Raw genomic sequence first — 16,588 nt, 5'->3', positions numbered from 1 at the left:
GGATATTGCGGGAGGCGCAATCTAGGGCATGATTCCGCTGCGGGAAATCACGTTCTCCCCGCCTTTGCAACGACAGGTGACGATGCGCTCAGGCCGCACGCGCCGTGTGCGGCAGGATGAAGGGCGCGTCGGTCGGAACGCCGCCGACATGCACGCTGACGCCGAACACCTCGCGCATCATCGCATCGGTCAGGACCTCGCGCGGCGTGCCGTCGGCGGCGATGCGGCCGGCGCTGACGACGATGATCTTGTCGGCATAGAGCGCCGCGAGGTTCAGGTCGTGCAGGATCGCCACGACGCCGCCGCCGGCCGCCGCGAAGGCGCGGGCGGTGTCGAGGGTGAGGAGCTGGTGGCGCAGGTCGAGGCTCGCCGTCGGCTCGTCGAGGAACAGATAGCGCGGCACGCCGTCGACGACCGGCTCCCAGACCTGGCAGAGCACACGGGCGAGATGCACGCGCTGCTGCTCGCCGCCGGAAAGCTCCTGGAAGAAGCGGCCGCCGAAGCCGTTCAGATCGACGCGGATCAGCGCGGCGGCGACGCGGGCCGCCCGGTCGGCCGGGCTGAGCGCGCCGCTGGTGCCGAGGCGGACGACCTCGTGCACCGTGAAGGGAAAGGCCAGCGACGACGCCTGCGGCAGCACGGCGCGGCGGCGCGCCATCTCGTAGGCCGGATAGGCGGAGGTGTTGCGGCCGTCCAGCGTGATGACGCCCTCGGCCGGGCGCAGCTCGCCGGTCACGGCCTTCATGATCGTCGACTTGCCGGCGCCGTTCGGCCCGACCACGACGGTGAGCTCGCCCGGGCGAACCTTGAGCGACACGCGGTCGAGGATGGCGCGCTTGCCGGCGCGGACGGTCAGGTCTTGGACTTCGAGCATGGCGGCGCCCCGCGTTTCGGAATGGACGGGAGCGGCGGATGCGCCGCCGCTCGGTCTTGATGTGTCTCGGCCGGCCTACAGGTCGACCACGCCGCGCTTCCTGAGCAGGATCGACAGGAAGAAGGGCGCGCCGATCGTGGCGGTGACGATGCCGATCGGCAGTTCGGCCGGCGCGACGATGGTGCGGCAGATCATGTCGGCGACGATCAGGAGCGTCGCGCCGAGCAGCGCCGTCGCCGGCAGCAGCGTGCGGTGCTCCGGCCCGATCACCAGGCGCAGCACATGCGGCACGACGATGCCGACGAAGCCGATGATGCCGGCGAACGCCACCGACACGCCGACGGCGAGGGCGACCACCATGATGATCAGGCTCTTCAGCCACTGGGTGTTGAAGCCGAGATGGCGCGCTTCCGATTCGCCCAGCACCAGCGCGTCCAGGCCACGTGCGGTAAACGGCATGGCGATGAAGACGCCGATGATGAAGGGCAGCGCCAGGGCCAGCTTGTTCCAGGTCGCGCCGCCGAGGCCGCCCATCGACCAGAAGGTCAGCTCGCGCAGCTGGAAGTCGTTGCTGCGGAAGACGAGATAGGCGGTGATCGCGCCGGCGATGGCGCCGAGCGCGATGCCGGCCAGCAGCATGGTGGCGACCGAGGTGCGGCCCTGCCGGGTGGCGATCGAATAAAGCAGCAGCGTCGTGCCGAGACCGCCGAAGAAGGCGGCAATCGGCAGCGCGCCGATGCCGAGGAAATCCATCACCGGAGAAAGGAAGGCGCCGCCGAGCACGATGACGAGCACCGCGCCGAGCGCCGCGCCCGACGACACGCCGACGAGGCCGGGATCGGCGAGCGGATTGCGGAACAGGCCCTGCATCATCGCGCCGGCGAGCGCCAGCGACGCGCCGACCATCGCGCCGAGCAGCGTGCGCGGGATGCGGATGTCGAACAGGATGACGTGGTTGACGCTGTTGATCTCGGAGAAGCGGCCGGCCATCGCGTCGGCGAGCAGGCCCGCCACCTCGCCGGTGGAGAGACCCGACGGGCCGACGCAGAGCGAGGCGACCGAAGCGACGATCAGGACCACGACGAGGGCGCAGGTCACCACGAAGGCGCGGCCGCGCCGGTCGCCTGCGACCGGAGCTGTCATGACGAGGCTCATCAGTCGGCTGCCGGCCAATCGGGCAGGTCCAGCGACGGATAGAGCGCATGCGCGAGATCGCGCGCCGCATCCGCCGTGCGCGGCCCGAAGCCGAGCAGATAGAGGCCGTCCATGGAGATCAGCGCCTGGTTCTTCGCCGCCGGGGTGGCGCGCAAAGCGGGCGAATCGAACACGGTTTCCGGCTTCGGCGGACCGCTCTGGCCGATCATCATCACCACGACTTCCGGGGCGGCGGCGACCAGCGCCTCGTCGGAAGCGGGCTTGTAGCCCTCGACCGACGCCATCGGGTTGATGCCGCCGGCGAGCTGGATCATCGCATCGGCGGAGGTGTCGTGGCCGGCGGCCATCGGCTTGCCGCCGTTGAGGCTCATCAGGAATACGGCCTTCTTGCGCTCGTTCGCCGGGATCTTGCCGATGGCGGTCTCGAGCACGGCGAAGCGGGCGGCGAGCGTATCGGCCATCTTGTCGCCCTGCTCCTTCTTGCCGAGGATGTCGGCGATCAGGCGGATCTTGGCGACGATGCTGTCGGCGGAGCGACGCTCCGGCACGATGACGATCGGCACCGAGGCCGATTCGAGCAGGTCGATGGCGTCCTTCGGCCCGGCACCCTCGACGGCGATGATCAGGTCCGGCTTGACCGACAGCACGCCCTCGGCCGACAGCGCGCGCATATAGCCGATATCGGGCTTGGCGTTCGCCTCGGCCGGGTAGGAAGAGGTGGTGTCGCGGGCGATGACGCGGTCGCCGGCGCCGAGCGCATAGACGATCTCGGTGATGTCGCCGCCGATGGTGACGATGCGATCGGTCGTGCCGATCTTGACCGAACGGCCGGTGGCGTCCTCGATCACCCGCTCCGCCGCGACCGTCTGGACGATGGCGCTCAAGGTGATGCCGACGGCGAAGGCCAATCCGAAGAAGATCTGGAAACGGCGGCTGGCGAAGCGCTCGAACGAACGCGCCGCGCCATGGTGGGGGGAAGTGTGCGCGAGCTTCATCATGATCCCGTCTACTTGTTCAATATCAGCTTGCCGGCCCGGGTGAGGCGCAGCCGGTAATCCTCGCCGACATGGCGAATGATGATTTCACGCGCTCCTTCGAGCAGATCGGCGCTGGAAACGACGCGCGGTCCGGAACCCGCCGGCGCGATGTCCTGGGAAGATCCAACCATGGGCATGTCTTGCATCTCTTTCCCGCCTACTTGCTAAGGGAGCGGTAATTTTGATCGGTTCTAAACTTGCGAATAATTCGCAACAATTTAGTTGACTGAGGTACTCACCTTTTCGTATCTCCGCAAGCGAAACATCACCGACCCCGATTTCGCCGCATTCGCGGCGGGCGGCCGGGAGATGAAATCCGCCAAGCACGCCAGTGCCGGCTCCGCGACATCAGCGCGAGCCCGGACAGCCAGCCAGGCCCATCACAGCATTCAATGGGGCTCGCATGCGTGTCGCTCGACGTAAGACGTGGCTGATGGCCGGAACGGCCGTCGCTCTTCTCTCCGCTTTCTCCGCCACGGCCGCCAAGGCGCAGGCCGCCGCCACGCCGGCCACTGCCGCCGCCAGCGGCGAGACGGACGAGGAGCTGAAGAAGAAGGCCGCCAAGGGCGAGTCGAGCTTCCTGTCGCCGATCGTCTCGACGACCTCGCAGGACGGCTGGAAGAACCCGTTCACGACCCCGGCGCCGATCAGCTCCGCCTCCTCCGACGAGATCGACCTGTTCGGCCAGCGCAAGCTCGGCGACGTGCTGCGCGCCATGCCCGGCACGTTTTCGCGCGACAGCATCCAGAACCCAGGCCTGTCGGTGAACATCCGCGGCCTCGAGGGCTCGGGCCGCGTCAACACGATGATCGACGGCGTGCGGCAGAACTTCCGCTTCACCGGCCATGAGGCGCAGGGCTTCGCCTATGTCGACCCGGCGCTGGTCGCCGGCGTGGATGTCACCCGCGGCGCGGTCTCGACGACCGGCGGCGCCGGCGCGCTGGCGGGCTCCGCCAACATCCGCACCATCGGCGTCGACGACATCATCAAGGACGGCAAGAACTGGGGCGCGCTCGCGACGCTGACCTGGGGCAGCAACGACGTCGGCTTCTCCGAGATGGCGGCCGGCGCGCTGCGCTCGACCGGCGGCGCCGCGGCGATCGCCGGCGCGATCAGCTACTCGAACCCCGACAACTACAAGAACGGCGACGGCACGGAAGTACCCGGCACGTTCCAGAACCTGCTCTCCGGCCTGGTCAAGGGCGAGTTCAAGCCGACCGACGACCTGACGGTCAATCTCGGCGCGGTGCTCTATGACAACGACTTCGCCGCCAACAGCTACAATCAGAAGCTGAAGTCGAACACCTACACGGCCGGCGTCAACTGGGACCCGGACAGCGAGCTCGTCAACGTCGCCGCCCACGTCTACTACAACGACGTCAAGATGGAGTATGGCGACTCGATCTACGCCGGCACGCCGAACGGCGCCTTCTACACCAGCAACGGCCGCGTGATCGAAGACAAGGGCATCGGCTTCGACATCGCCAACACGTCGAACTTCTCGCTCGGCAATGTCGCGGTCACGACCGTCAACGGCGTCGAGTATTTCCACGACACGGTCGATTCCTACAACACCGTCTATCCGAACAAGGCCGGCGGCGTGAATCCGAGCGGCAAGAGCTCGGTCGGCGGCGTGTTCTCGGAGACGACCTTCAAGTACAACATCGTCGACGTCATCGCGGGCCTGCGCTACGACTTCTACACGCTCAACGGCACCTATGACGCCGTGGCGGGCAATCCCGCCGGCGTGCCGGTCGGCCGCCAGGAGCTCGACCAGTCGGATGGCCGCTTCGATCCCCGCCTGACGATCGCGATCAATCCGTACGACTGGCTGCAGCCCTACATCACCTATTCGCAGTCGTTCCGCCCGCCGACCATCCAGGAGACGATGCTGGGCGGCTCGCATCCGGGCGGCGGCACCAGCTTCTCGCCGAACCCCTATCTCGATCCTGAAATCCAGAAGGGCTGGGAATTCGGCGCCAACATCACGCGCAACGGCCTTCTCACCGAGAAGGACATGTTCCGCCTGAAGGCGAACTACTATTACAAGAACGTCGAGAACTACATCACCGGCGTGAACCTCGGCGGCGGCAAGTCCTACTTCATCAACCATCCGGGATCGTCGGTGCTGCAGGGCTTCGAGCTCGAGACCGCCTATGACGCCGGCTTCGCCTTCGGCAGCATCGCCTACACCCACGCCGAATCGGACCTGCCCTCGCAGGTCAACGGCCTCGGCGCGGTCAGCTTCATGCCGGACAATGTCCTGACGGTCACCGGCGGCGCCCGCTTCCTGGAGCAGCGCCTCACGGTCGGCGGTCGCGTCAACTATGTCAGCCAGACGGAAGTCGGCAACGGCGCCGGTCAGCCCAATACGAGCTACACCGACTGGGCGCCCTACACGCTGGTCGACGCCTTCGCCAACTACAAGTTCGACAACGGCCTCGACCTGTCGGCGAACGTGACCAACCTGTTCGACAAGACCTATGAGCCGGCGCTCTCCGGCAACACGGGTTCGGCGCTCAAGGATACCGGCCGCGGCCGCACCTTCCTGCTGACGGCGAAGATGCAGTTCTGAGGCCAGGCCCGCGATAGGCCAAGCACGAGATACGTCTGTCCGGCGGTGTGGTGACGACGGACAGACGCGAGGGGGGAGGCCGGTTTCCGGTCGTCCCTCCTCACCTTTTTGCCCCATAGGGCATCCATCCTCTATTCACGCACCTCATCGGCACGCAAACGGAAGATCGACCATGTACATCGCCATGAACCGCTTCAAAGTCATCAAGGGCATGGAAGCGGACTTCGAGGAAGTCTGGCGCACGCGCCCGCGTCACCTGAACGAGCTCGAAGGCTACGTCTCCTTCAACCTCCTGAAGGGCGCCGAGGCCGAGGACCACACCCTCTACTCGTCGCACACCGTCTGGGAGACGGAAGAGAACTTCATCGCCTGGACCAAGTCGGAGCAGTTCCGCGCCGCCCATCGCGGCGCCGGCGACCGCAAGCCGATGTTCCTCGGCCACCCGAATTTCGAGGGCTTCAAGTCCGTCGACGGCGTCTGACCCGCCGGCATCTCCGGGCTCTTGCCCCCATACGAGCCTCCGCCCTCACCCCGGGGCGGAGGCTTTTTTGTTGGCCGCCCGTCAGGCGAGCGCCAGCAGCCCCGCGCGCAGCCGGTCCGCCTCGCCCGGCGCAAACGGCGCCTCGACCTCGGCATGGGTCCGCGTCCAGATCGGCACGCCGGCCGCGAGCGCCGCCCGGCCGGCGTCGGTCAGCGCCAGCCGGCGGCCGCGCCGGTCGGCAGGATCGACCGTGATCGTCAGGAACCCCTGGCGCTCCAGCGGCTTCAGATTGGCGGTCAGCGTGGTGCGGTCCATGGCGAGCAGCGTCGCCACCGCGCCGATCGACGGCGGCTCCGGCCGGTTCAGCGACATCAGCAGCGAAAACTGGCCGCTCGTCAGCCCGACCGGGCGCAGCGCCTCGTCGAAGCGGCGCGCCAGAGCGCGGGCCGCCCGCTGGGTTGCAAGGCACAGGCAATGGTCGCGGACGTGCAGGGTCGTCGCGAACGGAACGGTGGCCGGATTTGACATGCTCTTTTTATGTTGATATCAACCTAAATTGTCAAGTGAACAATCGCCTCTGACAGCCGTTGTCCCAGGGTGTCGCGTGACCGGTCGCGCGGAGGAACACCACGATGGAGGCGACGGGTCGCCCGCCGGAAGCCACCGACAAGGAGGAAAACGCCATGCCCTATATCGAGGGATTCGTGACGGCCGTGCCGGCCGCCAACAAGGAAGCCTATCGAAAGCACGCCGCCGACGCGCACGCGATCTTCAAGGAATTCGGCATGACGCGCATGGTCGAGACCTGGGGCGACGACGTCCCCGACGGCAAGGTCACCGATTTCCGCCGCGCCGTGCAGGCGAAGGACGACGAGGTGGTGCTGTTCTCCTGGTTCGAATATCCCGACCGCGCCACCCGCGACGCGGCGAACCGGAAGATCATGAGCGATCCGCGCATGGAGGCGATGGGCTCGACCATGCCGTTCGACGCCACGCGGATGATCTATGGCGGCTTCCAGGCCATCCTGGAGGATGGACAGGGCGGCCCGGGCACCGGCTATGTCGACGGAACGTTGATGGCCGTGCCGCAAGCCAACAAGGAAGCCTATCGCGCCTTCGCGGCCCAGTCCGCGCCGCTCTTCCGCGAGCATGGCGCGAGGCGGGTGGTCGAGACCTGGGCCGACGACGTTCCGGACGGCAAGGTCACGGATTTCCGCCGCGCCGTTCAGGCCAAGCCGGACGAGGCGGTCGTCTATTCCTGGATCGAATGGCCCTCCAAGGAGGCCCGCGTCGCCGGCTGGGAGAAGATCATGGCCGATCCGCGCATGCAGTCGGACTCGATGAAGATGCCGTTCGACGGCCAGCGCATGATCTATGGCGGCTTTATGCCGCTGCTCGATCTCCGGAACTAGCTCGGTTCGCCGAGCCAGGCGTCGTAATCCGCCACCAACAGGTGGACGGGATCCTCGTCCTCCTCGATCTCTGCGAAGCGGCCGACCGGATCGGCGAAGATGTTGTCGGTCCGGTCGTCATTGACGGTCGAGACCTCGCCCACCAGCACGTCGGCGCCCTCGCCCCAGAAGGTATGCCAGACGCCGGGGATGAGCGTGACGCTCTCGCCCGGCTCCAGCTTCAGGATGCCGCCGGCCGGCAGGCTGCGGACGATGCCGTCGACCGGCACGGTGGCGCCGGCCTCGCGATCGAGCGCCCCTTCCGCATCCGACCCGAAGAGCTGCAATACCAGCGTGCCGCCGCCGCGATTGATGATGTCCTCGGCCTTGACCCCGTGCCGGTGCATCGGCGTCACCTGGTCCTTGCGGGCGATCATGATCTTCTCGGCGTAGAGCATGCCCCGCCCGGCGGCGAGATCGGCGGCGTTGCCGTTGCGCACGGTGAACAGGAACAGGCCGACCGCATCGAATTTCTCCGAGCCGAAATCGGTGACGTCCCAGCCGAGGCGGGCGTCGATCAGGCCCCGCGCCTCGGCGCGGCGGGCGCGAAATTCGGCCGGCGTCCAGTAGGCGAAGGGCGGCATCGCATAGCCGAAGGAGCGGATGAACTCGTCCCCCTGCAGCAGGATCTCGTTGACGCGCGATCGCTTCATGCCGTTTTCCTCCGCCGTCGTTGCCTCATGAGCGGCCAGACTAGGGCCTCGACCGCGAATGCGGAAGCCGGATCCGGACGGCCGCCCCGGCGGGCGCGGTCGTCACGAGATTTTGATTCGAGAAGCCTTGCGATCGGGCAACCCGCGGGCCTATCGGTGGTTAGGTAAGCATCGCTTACTATCATTCGATCCTGTCAATTAGGGTGCGCTTTCTGCCGTTCGTCCGCCTTGCCGCGGGCGGACCCCAAAAAGGCCCCTCGGGGCCAACAGATGCCAGCCGAACATCCCGCCGCGCGCCCGGCGAATTACAAATGGGTCGCCCTCAGCAACACGACGCTCGGCATGCTCGCCGCGTCGATCAACGGCTCGATCCTGCTGATCAGCCTGCCCGCGATCTTCCGCGGCGTCGGCCTCCGCCCGCTCGAGCCCTCCAACGTCAACATCCTGCTCTGGTCGATCATGGGATACATGGTCGCGACCTCGGTGCTGGTGGTGACCTTCGGCCGGCTCGGCGACGCGCTCGGCCGCGCCCGGGTCTACAATCTGGGCTTCCTGATCTTCACCGTCTGCGCGGTCGCGCTCAGCCTGATCCCGAGCGGCGGCGGCGCGCTCGCCGCCTGGTACATGATCGGCGTCCGCGTCATCCAGGGCGTCGGCGGCGCCATGCTGATGGCGAACTCCACCGCCATCCTCACCGACGCCTTCCCGCAGGACCAGCGCGGTCTGGCGCTCGGCATCAACACGGTGGCGGCGATCGGCGGCTCGTTCATCGGCCTCCTGATCGGCGGGCTGCTCGCCGACATCGACTGGCAGCTGGTGTTCTGGATCAACGTGCCGTTCGGCGTCGTCGGCACGGCCTGGGCCTACTGGAAGCTGAAGGACCGCACGACGCCGCGCCGTCGCCCGGTCGACTGGGCCGGCAACATCACCTTCGGCGTCGGCCTGATCCTCGTGCTGATCGGCATCACCGAGGGCATCCAGCCGCATGGCAGCTCGGCCATGGCCTGGGGAAGCCCGGAAGTGCTCACGCTCATCGGCGTCGGACTGGCGCTGATCGTCGCCTTCCTCGTCGTCGAAAGCCGGGTGGCCTTCCCGATGTTCGACCTGAGGCTGTTCCGGATCCGGCCGTTCTCGCTCGGCAATTTCGCGAGCCTCACCGCCTCGATTGGCCGTGGCGGCCTGCAGTTCATGTTGATCATCTGGCTGCAGGGGATCTGGCTGCCGCTGCACGGCTATTCCTTCGAGGAGACGCCGCTGTGGGCCGGTATCTTCATGCTGCCGCTCACCGTCGGCTTCCTCGTCGCGACCCCGGTCTCCGGCTATCTCTCCGACCACCACGGCGCGCGGCCCTTCGCGGTCGGCGGCATGCTGATCGGCGCGCTGAGCTTCGCCGCGCTGATGATGCTGCCGCCCGATTTCAGCTATCCGCTGTTCGCAGCGCTCCTGTTCCTGAACGGCCTCGGCTCCGGCCTGTTCGTGGCGCCGAACTCGACCGCGATCATGAATTCGGTCCCGGCGGCCGAGCGCGGCCAGGCAGCCGGCATGCGGGCGACGACGCTGAACGCCGGCCAGGTGCTGTCGATCGGCATCTTCTTCAGCCTGATGATCCTCGGCCTGACCGAGCAATTGCCGGCCTCGATGGAAGCGGCGCTGATCGCTGAACAAGTGCCGCAGGCCGTCGCCCACCACGCCGCCTCGGCGCCGGCGGTGGCGAGCCTGTTCGCCGCCTTCCTCGGCTACAACCCGATGGGCGAACTGCTGTCGCCGGACGTGCTGGCCACCCTGCCGCCGGCCAGCGTCGCCGAGATCACCGGCAAGACCTTCTTCCCGCATCTGATGGCGGCGCCGTTCATGCACGGCCTCGTCTTCGCCTTCACCTTCTCGATGATCCTGAACCTGATCGCGGCGGCGGCGTCCTGGGGCGCCGGCGGCAAGTTCGTGCATGCCGAGAGCGAGGCGGCCCCGGTTCCGGCCGAATAGGATCGGAAAAACCACGGCGCGGCCCAACGGCCGCGCCTGTTCTTCGGCGTCGGACATGATGCGGGGAAGCTCTCCCTCACCTCTCCCTGAGGGAGAGGTCGGAGCGAAGCTCCGGGTGAGGGTTTAGGGAACCATCCGGTGAGGCCGTAAACCCTCACCCGCCGGCCTTCGGCCGCCGACCTCTCCCTCAGGGAGAGGTGAAAAAGTGTCCCAGCATTACAGGCAAAACGCTCAGCGCGGAAAAATCCGCCAGCGATGCGGGCGGAAGGCGACGCGGCCGCCTTCCTGGCGCGCCTGTTCGACCGAAATGTCGATCTCGACCCGATGGCGATCGGGACCGACCTCGAGTTCGAGCCGCTTGGCGCCGCCGTGCCGGCGCTCGGCGACGATCTGGCCGGTGAGCGCCGGCGTGCCATCCTCGACGATCGAGACGTCATGCGGCCGGAAGCCGAGCGTGGCCGGACCGGACGGGGTGCCGAGGGCGGCGAGATCGAGCGGCGCGCCATCGAGCTGCACGGAGCCGTCGACGATCGTCACCGGCAGGAAGGAGGATTCGCCGATGAAGCCGAAGACGAACGGGCTCGCCGGCGCGTCATAGATCTCGTCCGGCGTGCCGACCTGCTCGATCCGGCCCTTCGACATGACGACGACGCGGTCGGCGAGTTCGAGCGCCTCTTCCTGGTCGTGCGTGACGAAGAAGGTGGTGTGGCCGGTGCGGTCGTGGATCTCGCGCAGCCAGCGGCGGAGGTCCTTCCGAACCTGGGCATCGAGGGCGCCAAAGGGTTCGTCGAGCAGCAGCACGCGCGGCTCGATGGCGAGCGCGCGGGCCAGCGCGACGCGCTGGCGCTGGCCGCCGGAAAGCTGCGAGGGATAGCGCTTGTCGAGGCCGGTGAGCTGGACGAGATCGAGCAGATGCAGCACGCGCTGGCGGATCTCGGCCCGGGCCGGCCGCTCGCCGCGCGGCCGCACCGTGAGGCCGAAAGCGATGTTGTCGAACACCGTCATGTGGCGGAACAGCGCGTAATGCTGGAACACGAAGCCGACATTGCGGTCCTGCACGCGAAGCCCCAGCGCGTCCTCGCCGCCGAACAGCACGCGGCCGGCGGTCGGCGCGTCGAGGCCGGCCAGGATGCGGAGCAGCGTCGTCTTGCCGGAGCCGGACGGCCCGAGCAGGGCGACGAGCTCGCCCGCCTTGACGTCGAGCGAGACGCCATGCAGCGCCGGCGTATCGCCGAACGCCTTCTCGACATTCTCGATCGTCACATCGATGGGCGCGCCAAGGGCTACGGACGCACCCGGGTCGATCGGGGTGATCGCGTTCATTTGAGTTACCTCAGTGGCGGCGCGTCGCGGCGATCTCTTCGGCATAACGCCATTCCAAGACCGACTTGACGACCAGTGTAAAGAGGGCAAGCAGAGCCAGCAGCGAGGCTACGGCGAATGCGGCCGCGAAATTGTATTCGTTGTAGAGGATCTCGACATGCAGCGGCATGGTGTTGGTCAGGCCGCGAATATGGCCTGAAACCACGGACACCGCGCCGAATTCGCCCATCGCGCGGGCGTTGCAGAGCAGCACGCCATAGAGCAGCGCCCATTTGACGTTGGGCAGCGTGACGCGGAAGAACACCTGGAAGCCGGACGCGCCGAGCGACAGCGCCGCTTCCTCGTCGCCCCGGCCCTGCTGCTCCATCAACGGGATCAGCTCGCGCGCCACGAAGGGAAAGGTGACGAAGATCGTCGCCAGCACGATGCCGGGCACGGCGAAGATGATCTGGATGCCCTCGCTCTTCAGCCAGGGGCCGAGGATGCTGTGCGAGCCGAACATCAGGATGTAGATCAGGCCGGCGATCACGGGCGAGACCGAGAAAGGCAGGTCGATCAACGTGTTGAGCAGGCTCTTGCCCCTGAAATCGAACTTGGCGATCGCCCAGGACGCCGCCAGGCCGAAGACGAGGTTGCAGGGCACCGAGATCGCCGCGACCAGCAGCGTCAGGCGGATCGCCGCCGCCGCGTCCGGCTCGAAGATCGCCTCCCAATAGGCCGGCAGGCCGCCCCGCAGCGCCTCGACGAAGACGGCGAGCACCGGCAGCACGAGGAACAGGCCGAGAAAGGCCAGCGAGACGAGGATGAGCGCAACGCGGACGCGCCGGCGCTCCATTGTCACCGGGCGGAAGCGGACCGCCGCGGCGCCCGGCAGGCGGGCGGTGGTGAAGGCGCCGTCAGACATCGCCATATCTCCGCCGGCTCCAGGTCTGGATCAGGTGAATCACGAGCAGGATCAGGAACGACGCGATCAGCATCAGGACGGCGATCGTCGTGGCGCCGGAATAGGAAAACTCCTCCAGCTTGATGACGATCAGCAGCGGCGCGATCTCGGTCCTGTAGGGGCTGTTGCCGGCGATGAAGATGACCGAGCCATATTCGCCGACGGCGCGGGCGAAGGCGAGCGCGAAGCCGGTCAGGAGCGCGGGCAGCAACGCCGGCATGACCACCCGGCGCACCGTCTGCCGCCGCGACGCGCCGAGCGTCGCCGCGACCTCCTCGACCTCGCGGTTCAGATCCTCCAGCACGGGCTGGACGCTGCGCACGACGAAGGGCAGGCCGATGAAGATCAGCGCGATGATGATGCCGGTCTGGGTATAGGCAACGCGGATGCCGAGAGGCTGCAGCAGCGAGCCGATCCAGCCGTTCGGCGCATAGAGCGTGGTCAGCGCGATGCCGGCGACCGCCGTCGGCAGCGCAAAGGGCAGGTCGATCACCGCGTCGATCAGGCGCCGGCCGGGAAAGCTGTAGCGCACCAGGATCCAGGCCAGGATCATGCCGAAGACGAGGTTGACGAGCGCCGCCACGAAGGAGGTGGTGAAGGAGAGGCGCAGCGCCGCCAGCGTGCGCGGGTCGGTGGTGACACGGAGGAATTCGGCCGGGCCGGCGCTGGTCGAGCGCCAGAACAGGGCGGCCAGCGGGATCAGCACGATGAGGCTGAGATAGGTCAGGGTAAAGCCGAGCGCCAACCCGAAACCCGGGATGACGCTCGACTTCCGGACCGATGCGATGGTCGTTGCGGCCATCTTATCCCGTCAGTTCGGCTTGTAGATCTGATCGAAAATGCCACCGTCGCCAAAATGTTCCGGCTGGACCTTCGCCCATCCGCCGAACTGCGGATCGTCGATGGTCACGAGGTCGATCTTCGGGAAGCGCTCAAGCGCGGCGGGCTCGACGAGCTCCGGCTTGGACGGCCGGTAGTAGTTGGCCGCGGCGATCTTCTGGCCCTCGGCCGAGTAGAGATAGTCGAGATAGGCCTCGGCCACCTTGCGGGTGCCCTTGGTGTCGACATTGCCGTCGACGAGGGCGACCGGCGGTTCCGCCAGGATCGAGAGCGGCGGCACGATGATGTCGAACTTGTCGGGGCCGAGCTCCTCGAGCGCCAGGAAGGCTTCGTTCTCCCAGGCGAGCAGGACGTCGCCGATGCCGCGCTGGGCAAAGGTGGTGGTCGAGCCGCGGGCGCCGGTGTCGAGGACCGGCACGTGCCGGTACAGCTGGCCGACGAATTCCTTGGTCTTCGCCTCGTCATTGCCGAACGCCTTGTTGGCGTAGGCCCAGGCGGCGAGATAGTTCCAGCGGGCGCCGCCGGAGGTCTTCGGGTTCGGCGTGATCACCTCGACGCCGTCCTTGATCAGGTCATTCCAGTCCTTGATCTCCTTCGGATTGCCCTTGCGGACCAGGAAGACGATCGTCGAGGTATAGGGCGAGGAATTGTGCGGCAGGCGTCCGCGCCAGTCCGGCTTGATCTTGCCGCTTTCCTTGACGATGGCGTCGATGTCGGCTTCGAGCGCCAGCGTCACGACGTCGGCGTCGAGCCCGTCAATGACGGAGCGGGCCTGCTTGCCGGAGCCGCCATGCGACTGCTGGATGGTGACGGTCTCGCCCGTCTCCTTCTTCCAGTGCTCGGCGAAGGCGGCGTTGTAGGCCTTGTACAATTCGCGGGTGGGATCATAGCTGACATTGAGCAGCTGGACGTCGGCCATGGCCGGCGCCGCGATCATGGCCAGCCCCATCGCAACGGCGGCGACAGCGGGGCGGATATGTCGTGCGAGCGAAAAAGGTGGGCGAACCATCGTGTGCTCCCTGATCGATGATGTCACTATCTCGACACAGGCGAACGACAATTTCAAACCACCGGACGCCTTCTACGACCGGCGCACTAGAAAATTCTTCCTATAACCCGTCGCCTGCAGAAACGAACTCACGATCCCGGCCCGGGTCGTCCGGCGCGATGTCGCCGCTCAGCGCATCCGCCAGCGTCGCCGCCTCGAACGCCTGGAGCTGGGTCGCATAGGGTCCGGCAAACATCCGACGAACCGCGCACGCTGTCTCGTCAGGACAATCGGCACAAGGCTGGTAGGCCGTACGGGAAATGCAGGGCAAGGGCGCGATCGGACCGTCGATGGCGCGGAGCACCGCGCCGATCGTCACGTCGCCCGGCTGCTTGATCATGGCGTAGCCGCCCGACCGGCCGCGCCGGCTGGCTATGATGCCGCGATGCTTCAGGTCGAGCAGGATGTGTTCGAGAAACTTGCGCGGCACACCGGCCTCGCGGGCGATCTCGTCGATCTGGGTGGTCTGCCCGCTCGGCTGCCGAGCCAGATGAATCAGCGCCTTGAAAGCGTATTTGGCCTTCTGGGAAATCATGCGACGTCCAGCATTCCCTCGCGCACCATCCGTCCGCGCCTGGCCAGTCATAGCGGATCGCCGCGCGGAATGAAACGCGTGTCGATTTTCCCGCGTGCACCGTCTTTGTGGCAAGTCGAAAATCGGCTAAGCCGGAGGCATGAAAATGCTCATCACCGGTGTCGCAGGCTTCATTGGCTCGCATGTCGCGCGGGCGGCGCTCGAACGCGGCGACGCGGTGATCGGGATCGACAATTTGAACGCCTATTACGACCCGGCGCTGAAGCACGCCCGGCTCGACCGGCTGCAGGCGCACCGGCATTTCGAGTTCGTCGAGGCGTCGATCAGCGACATGGCGGCGATGGAGCGGCTCGTCTCCACCCATGCCGACATCGAGACGGTCGTGCACCTGGCCGCCCAGGCGGGCGTCGCCTATTCGATCGAGAACCCGCTCGCCTATGCCGACGCCAACGTCACCGGCCAGGTGGTGATGTTCGAGGCGGCGCGGCGCCTGCCGCGGCTGCGCCACATCGTCTACGCCTCGTCCTCCTCGGTCTATGGCCTCAACGAGGACGTGCCGTTCCGCGAGAGCGACCGCACCGATCGCCCGGCCTCGCTCTACGCCGCCACCAAGCGCGCCGGCGAGCTGATCGCCCATTCCTACGCGCATGTGCACGGCGTCGCCTCGTCGGGCCTGCGCTTCTTCACGGTCTACGGCCCCTGGGGCCGGCCCGACATGGCGCCGTGGCTGTTCACCAGCGCCATTCTCGACGGCCGGCCGATCTCGGTCTTCAACCACGGCCGCATGCAGCGCGACTTCACCTATATCGACGACATCGTCGCCGGCGTCCTCGGCGCCGTCGACCGGACGCCGGAGCCGGGCGAGACCCGCATCTTCAACCTCGGCAACAACCAGCCGGTGCCGCTGATGGACTTCATCGCGACGATCGAGCGGGCGACCGGCCGCAAGGCCGAGATCCGCTTCGAGCCGATGCGCAAGGCCGACGTCGAGGCGACCTTCGCCGACATCCAGCTCTCCGCCGACACACTCGGCTTCCAGCCGAAGACCTCGATCGACGAGGGCATGGACCGCTTCGTCGAATGGTACCGCGGGTATAACGCGCGGTAGGCAAGGCGGGTTCGGCCGGCTGCTGGCGGTCGACCTCGTTGGCCGTTATTGGGGATCGCTGACGTCCGGATTGCCGGGATCGGCGATCCACGCTCCCGTCGTTCCATGCGCCATCAACCGGCGCTCGCCGCTGCCGTCACCTGGCTCCGCCGTCATCCCACCCTCCCCGTCATCGCTGCGAAAGCAGGGATCCACAGGGGCCGGAGCATGGGGCGTTTCACGTGACACAACCCGGCGGAAATGGATCCCGGGTCAAGCCCGGGATGACGGCGAGCGTGGGGTGACGCCGGAGCCAATTCTGGCCGCAGCGAGAGACGCGCTCCCCTCGCTGAAAGGGGACACCCCCCTCACCCGTTGGGGGATCGCCTCGAGGCGCTCGCCGCCACCCCGACGACTCCCGTCATCCCTGGCTCCACCGTCACCCCACGTTCGCCGTCATCCCTGCGAAAGCAGGGATCCACAGGGGCCGAGGCATGGGGAATCTCGATCCGGCCCGCCGCTCCGCCATCATCCTGAGGTGCTTCGCGCGAGCGAAGCCTCGAAGGAGGATCCAGCGGAGTGCTCCCTGGCCCCTCCTCCGAGGCC

16 protein-coding genes are annotated in these 16,588 nt (G+C 67.2%); 5 read left to right on the top strand and 11 right to left on the bottom strand.

Going from position 1 to position 16,588, the window contains the following annotated elements; all coding sequences use genetic code 11:
* Window positions 1-88: 88 nt before the first annotated feature.
* The 4 genes from AC6HZP_RS01245 to hemP form a co-directional block, all read right to left on the bottom strand.
* Window positions 89-874 carry a heme ABC transporter ATP-binding protein gene (locus AC6HZP_RS01245; protein ID WP_497525067.1) on the bottom strand — a complete coding sequence of 262 codons (786 nt, stop codon included), beginning with the start codon at window positions 872-874 and terminating at the stop codon, window positions 89-91.
* 75 nt (window positions 875-949) lie between these two features.
* Entirely contained in the window at window positions 950-2,017 is a 1,068-nt protein-coding gene (locus AC6HZP_RS01240; protein ID WP_497525066.1) for a FecCD family ABC transporter permease, read from the bottom strand.
* 11 nt (window positions 2,018-2,028) lie between these two features.
* On the bottom strand, window positions 2,029-3,027 hold the full coding sequence (locus AC6HZP_RS01235) for a heme/hemin ABC transporter substrate-binding protein (protein ID WP_497525065.1): 999 nt from the start codon (window positions 3,025-3,027) through the stop codon (window positions 2,029-2,031).
* A gap of 8 nt (window positions 3,028-3,035) precedes the next feature.
* The gene (hemP, locus tag AC6HZP_RS01230) at window positions 3,036-3,197 is read right to left on the bottom strand and encodes a hemin uptake protein HemP (protein ID WP_497525064.1); all 162 of its coding nucleotides are present in this window, start codon (window positions 3,195-3,197) and stop codon (window positions 3,036-3,038) included.
* A 302-nt stretch (window positions 3,198-3,499) separates the two neighbouring features.
* Between hemP and AC6HZP_RS01225 the strand changes: the two genes are divergently transcribed.
* Both AC6HZP_RS01225 and hmuQ read left to right on the top strand, forming a co-directional pair.
* Window positions 3,500-5,641, top strand: coding sequence for a TonB-dependent receptor domain-containing protein (locus AC6HZP_RS01225; RefSeq protein WP_201401706.1), 2,142 nt, complete (start codon window positions 3,500-3,502; stop codon window positions 5,639-5,641).
* A 172-nt stretch (window positions 5,642-5,813) separates the two neighbouring features.
* The gene (gene hmuQ / locus AC6HZP_RS01220) at window positions 5,814-6,122 is read left to right on the top strand and encodes a heme-degrading protein HmuQ (protein WP_201401705.1); all 309 of its coding nucleotides are present in this window, start codon (window positions 5,814-5,816) and stop codon (window positions 6,120-6,122) included.
* An 81-nt stretch (window positions 6,123-6,203) separates the two neighbouring features.
* Here the strand turns inward: hmuQ and AC6HZP_RS01215 are convergent, their stop codons facing one another.
* Entirely contained in the window at window positions 6,204-6,650 is a 447-nt protein-coding gene (locus AC6HZP_RS01215; RefSeq protein WP_201401704.1) for a MarR family winged helix-turn-helix transcriptional regulator, read from the bottom strand.
* A gap of 104 nt (window positions 6,651-6,754) precedes the next feature.
* On the opposite strand from AC6HZP_RS01215, the gene AC6HZP_RS01210 reads away from it, so the two are divergent.
* Entirely contained in the window at window positions 6,755-7,534 is a 780-nt protein-coding gene (locus AC6HZP_RS01210) for a DUF1428 domain-containing protein (protein WP_497525063.1), read from the top strand.
* On the opposite strand, the gene AC6HZP_RS01205 is transcribed toward AC6HZP_RS01210, so the two are convergent.
* A complete protein-coding gene (locus tag AC6HZP_RS01205) occupies window positions 7,531-8,226 on the bottom strand; it encodes a D-lyxose/D-mannose family sugar isomerase (protein ID WP_497525062.1) in 696 nt (231 codons plus the stop codon). The two genes, AC6HZP_RS01210 and AC6HZP_RS01205, sit on opposite strands and share 4 nt — an antisense overlap.
* A 270-nt stretch (window positions 8,227-8,496) precedes the next feature.
* Here AC6HZP_RS01205 and AC6HZP_RS01200 point away from each other — a divergent pair, with 270 nt between their 5' ends.
* Window positions 8,497-10,206, top strand: a complete 1,710-nt coding sequence (locus AC6HZP_RS01200) for an MFS transporter (protein WP_497525061.1) — start codon at window positions 8,497-8,499, stop codon at window positions 10,204-10,206.
* A gap of 231 nt (window positions 10,207-10,437) precedes the next feature.
* Here AC6HZP_RS01200 and AC6HZP_RS01195 read toward each other — a convergent pair whose 3' ends face one another.
* The 5 genes from AC6HZP_RS01195 to AC6HZP_RS01175 all read right to left on the bottom strand — a co-directional run bounded on the left by AC6HZP_RS01195 (window position 10,438) and on the right by AC6HZP_RS01175 (window position 14,895).
* On the bottom strand, window positions 10,438-11,475 hold the full coding sequence (locus AC6HZP_RS01195) for a sulfate/molybdate ABC transporter ATP-binding protein (RefSeq protein WP_497526717.1): 1,038 nt from the start codon (window positions 11,473-11,475) through the stop codon (window positions 10,438-10,440).
* 64 nt (window positions 11,476-11,539) lie between these two features.
* A complete protein-coding gene (cysW, locus tag AC6HZP_RS01190) occupies window positions 11,540-12,433 on the bottom strand; it encodes a sulfate ABC transporter permease subunit CysW (RefSeq protein WP_371812791.1) in 894 nt (297 codons plus the stop codon).
* Window positions 12,426-13,274 (bottom strand): sulfate ABC transporter permease subunit CysT, encoded by an 849-nt coding sequence (gene cysT, locus AC6HZP_RS01185; RefSeq protein ID WP_497525060.1) that lies wholly within the window; start codon window positions 13,272-13,274, stop codon window positions 12,426-12,428. Before cysT ends, cysW begins: the two co-directional genes overlap by 8 nt.
* Window positions 13,275-13,283: 9 nt before the next feature.
* Window positions 13,284-14,261: a sulfate ABC transporter substrate-binding protein gene (locus AC6HZP_RS01180; protein ID WP_497526716.1), complete on the bottom strand. Its 978-nt coding sequence runs from the start codon at window positions 14,259-14,261 to the stop codon at window positions 13,284-13,286.
* Between the two features lie 160 nt (window positions 14,262-14,421).
* A complete protein-coding gene (locus tag AC6HZP_RS01175) occupies window positions 14,422-14,895 on the bottom strand; it encodes an RrF2 family transcriptional regulator (protein ID WP_201401700.1) in 474 nt (157 codons plus the stop codon).
* Between the two features lie 139 nt (window positions 14,896-15,034).
* Here AC6HZP_RS01175 and AC6HZP_RS01170 point away from each other — a divergent pair, with 139 nt between their 5' ends.
* On the top strand, window positions 15,035-16,003 hold the full coding sequence (locus AC6HZP_RS01170; protein ID WP_201401699.1) for an NAD-dependent epimerase/dehydratase family protein: 969 nt from the start codon (window positions 15,035-15,037) through the stop codon (window positions 16,001-16,003).
* The last annotated feature ends 585 nt before the right edge of the window (window positions 16,004-16,588 follow it).

Source organism: Kaistia sp. SLG-1, from assembly GCF_059699055.1.
This window is presented reverse-complemented; position numbering and strand designations above follow the sequence as displayed.

What these genes read in the sequence shown, in the direction of transcription:
- AC6HZP_RS01215 (WP_201401704.1), bottom strand. Translation starts at nt 6,650, where the DNA reads ATGTCAAATCCGGCCACCGTTCCGTTCGCGACGACCCTGCACGTCCGC.
- AC6HZP_RS01210 (WP_497525063.1), top strand. Translation starts at nt 6,755, where the DNA reads ATGGAGGCGACGGGTCGCCCGCCGGAAGCCACCGACAAGGAGGAAAAC.
- AC6HZP_RS01200 (WP_497525061.1), top strand. Translation starts at nt 8,497, where the DNA reads ATGCCAGCCGAACATCCCGCCGCGCGCCCGGCGAATTACAAATGGGTC.
- hemP (WP_497525064.1), bottom strand. Translation starts at nt 3,197, where the DNA reads ATGGTTGGATCTTCCCAGGACATCGCGCCGGCGGGTTCCGGACCGCGC.
- cysW (WP_371812791.1), bottom strand. Translation starts at nt 12,433, where the DNA reads ATGTCTGACGGCGCCTTCACCACCGCCCGCCTGCCGGGCGCCGCGGCG.
- AC6HZP_RS01240 (WP_497525066.1), bottom strand. Translation starts at nt 2,017, where the DNA reads ATGACAGCTCCGGTCGCAGGCGACCGGCGCGGCCGCGCCTTCGTGGTG.
- cysT (WP_497525060.1), bottom strand. Translation starts at nt 13,274, where the DNA reads ATGGCCGCAACGACCATCGCATCGGTCCGGAAGTCGAGCGTCATCCCG.
- AC6HZP_RS01205 (WP_497525062.1), bottom strand. Translation starts at nt 8,226, where the DNA reads ATGAAGCGATCGCGCGTCAACGAGATCCTGCTGCAGGGGGACGAGTTC.
- AC6HZP_RS01225 (WP_201401706.1), top strand. Translation starts at nt 3,500, where the DNA reads ATGGCCGGAACGGCCGTCGCTCTTCTCTCCGCTTTCTCCGCCACGGCC.
- AC6HZP_RS01245 (WP_497525067.1), bottom strand. Translation starts at nt 874, where the DNA reads ATGCTCGAAGTCCAAGACCTGACCGTCCGCGCCGGCAAGCGCGCCATC.
- AC6HZP_RS01170 (WP_201401699.1), top strand. Translation starts at nt 15,035, where the DNA reads ATGAAAATGCTCATCACCGGTGTCGCAGGCTTCATTGGCTCGCATGTC.
- AC6HZP_RS01175 (WP_201401700.1), bottom strand. Translation starts at nt 14,895, where the DNA reads ATGATTTCCCAGAAGGCCAAATACGCTTTCAAGGCGCTGATTCATCTG.
- AC6HZP_RS01180 (WP_497526716.1), bottom strand. Translation starts at nt 14,261, where the DNA reads ATGGGGCTGGCCATGATCGCGGCGCCGGCCATGGCCGACGTCCAGCTG.
- hmuQ (WP_201401705.1), top strand. Translation starts at nt 5,814, where the DNA reads ATGTACATCGCCATGAACCGCTTCAAAGTCATCAAGGGCATGGAAGCG.
- AC6HZP_RS01235 (WP_497525065.1), bottom strand. Translation starts at nt 3,027, where the DNA reads ATGATGAAGCTCGCGCACACTTCCCCCCACCATGGCGCGGCGCGTTCG.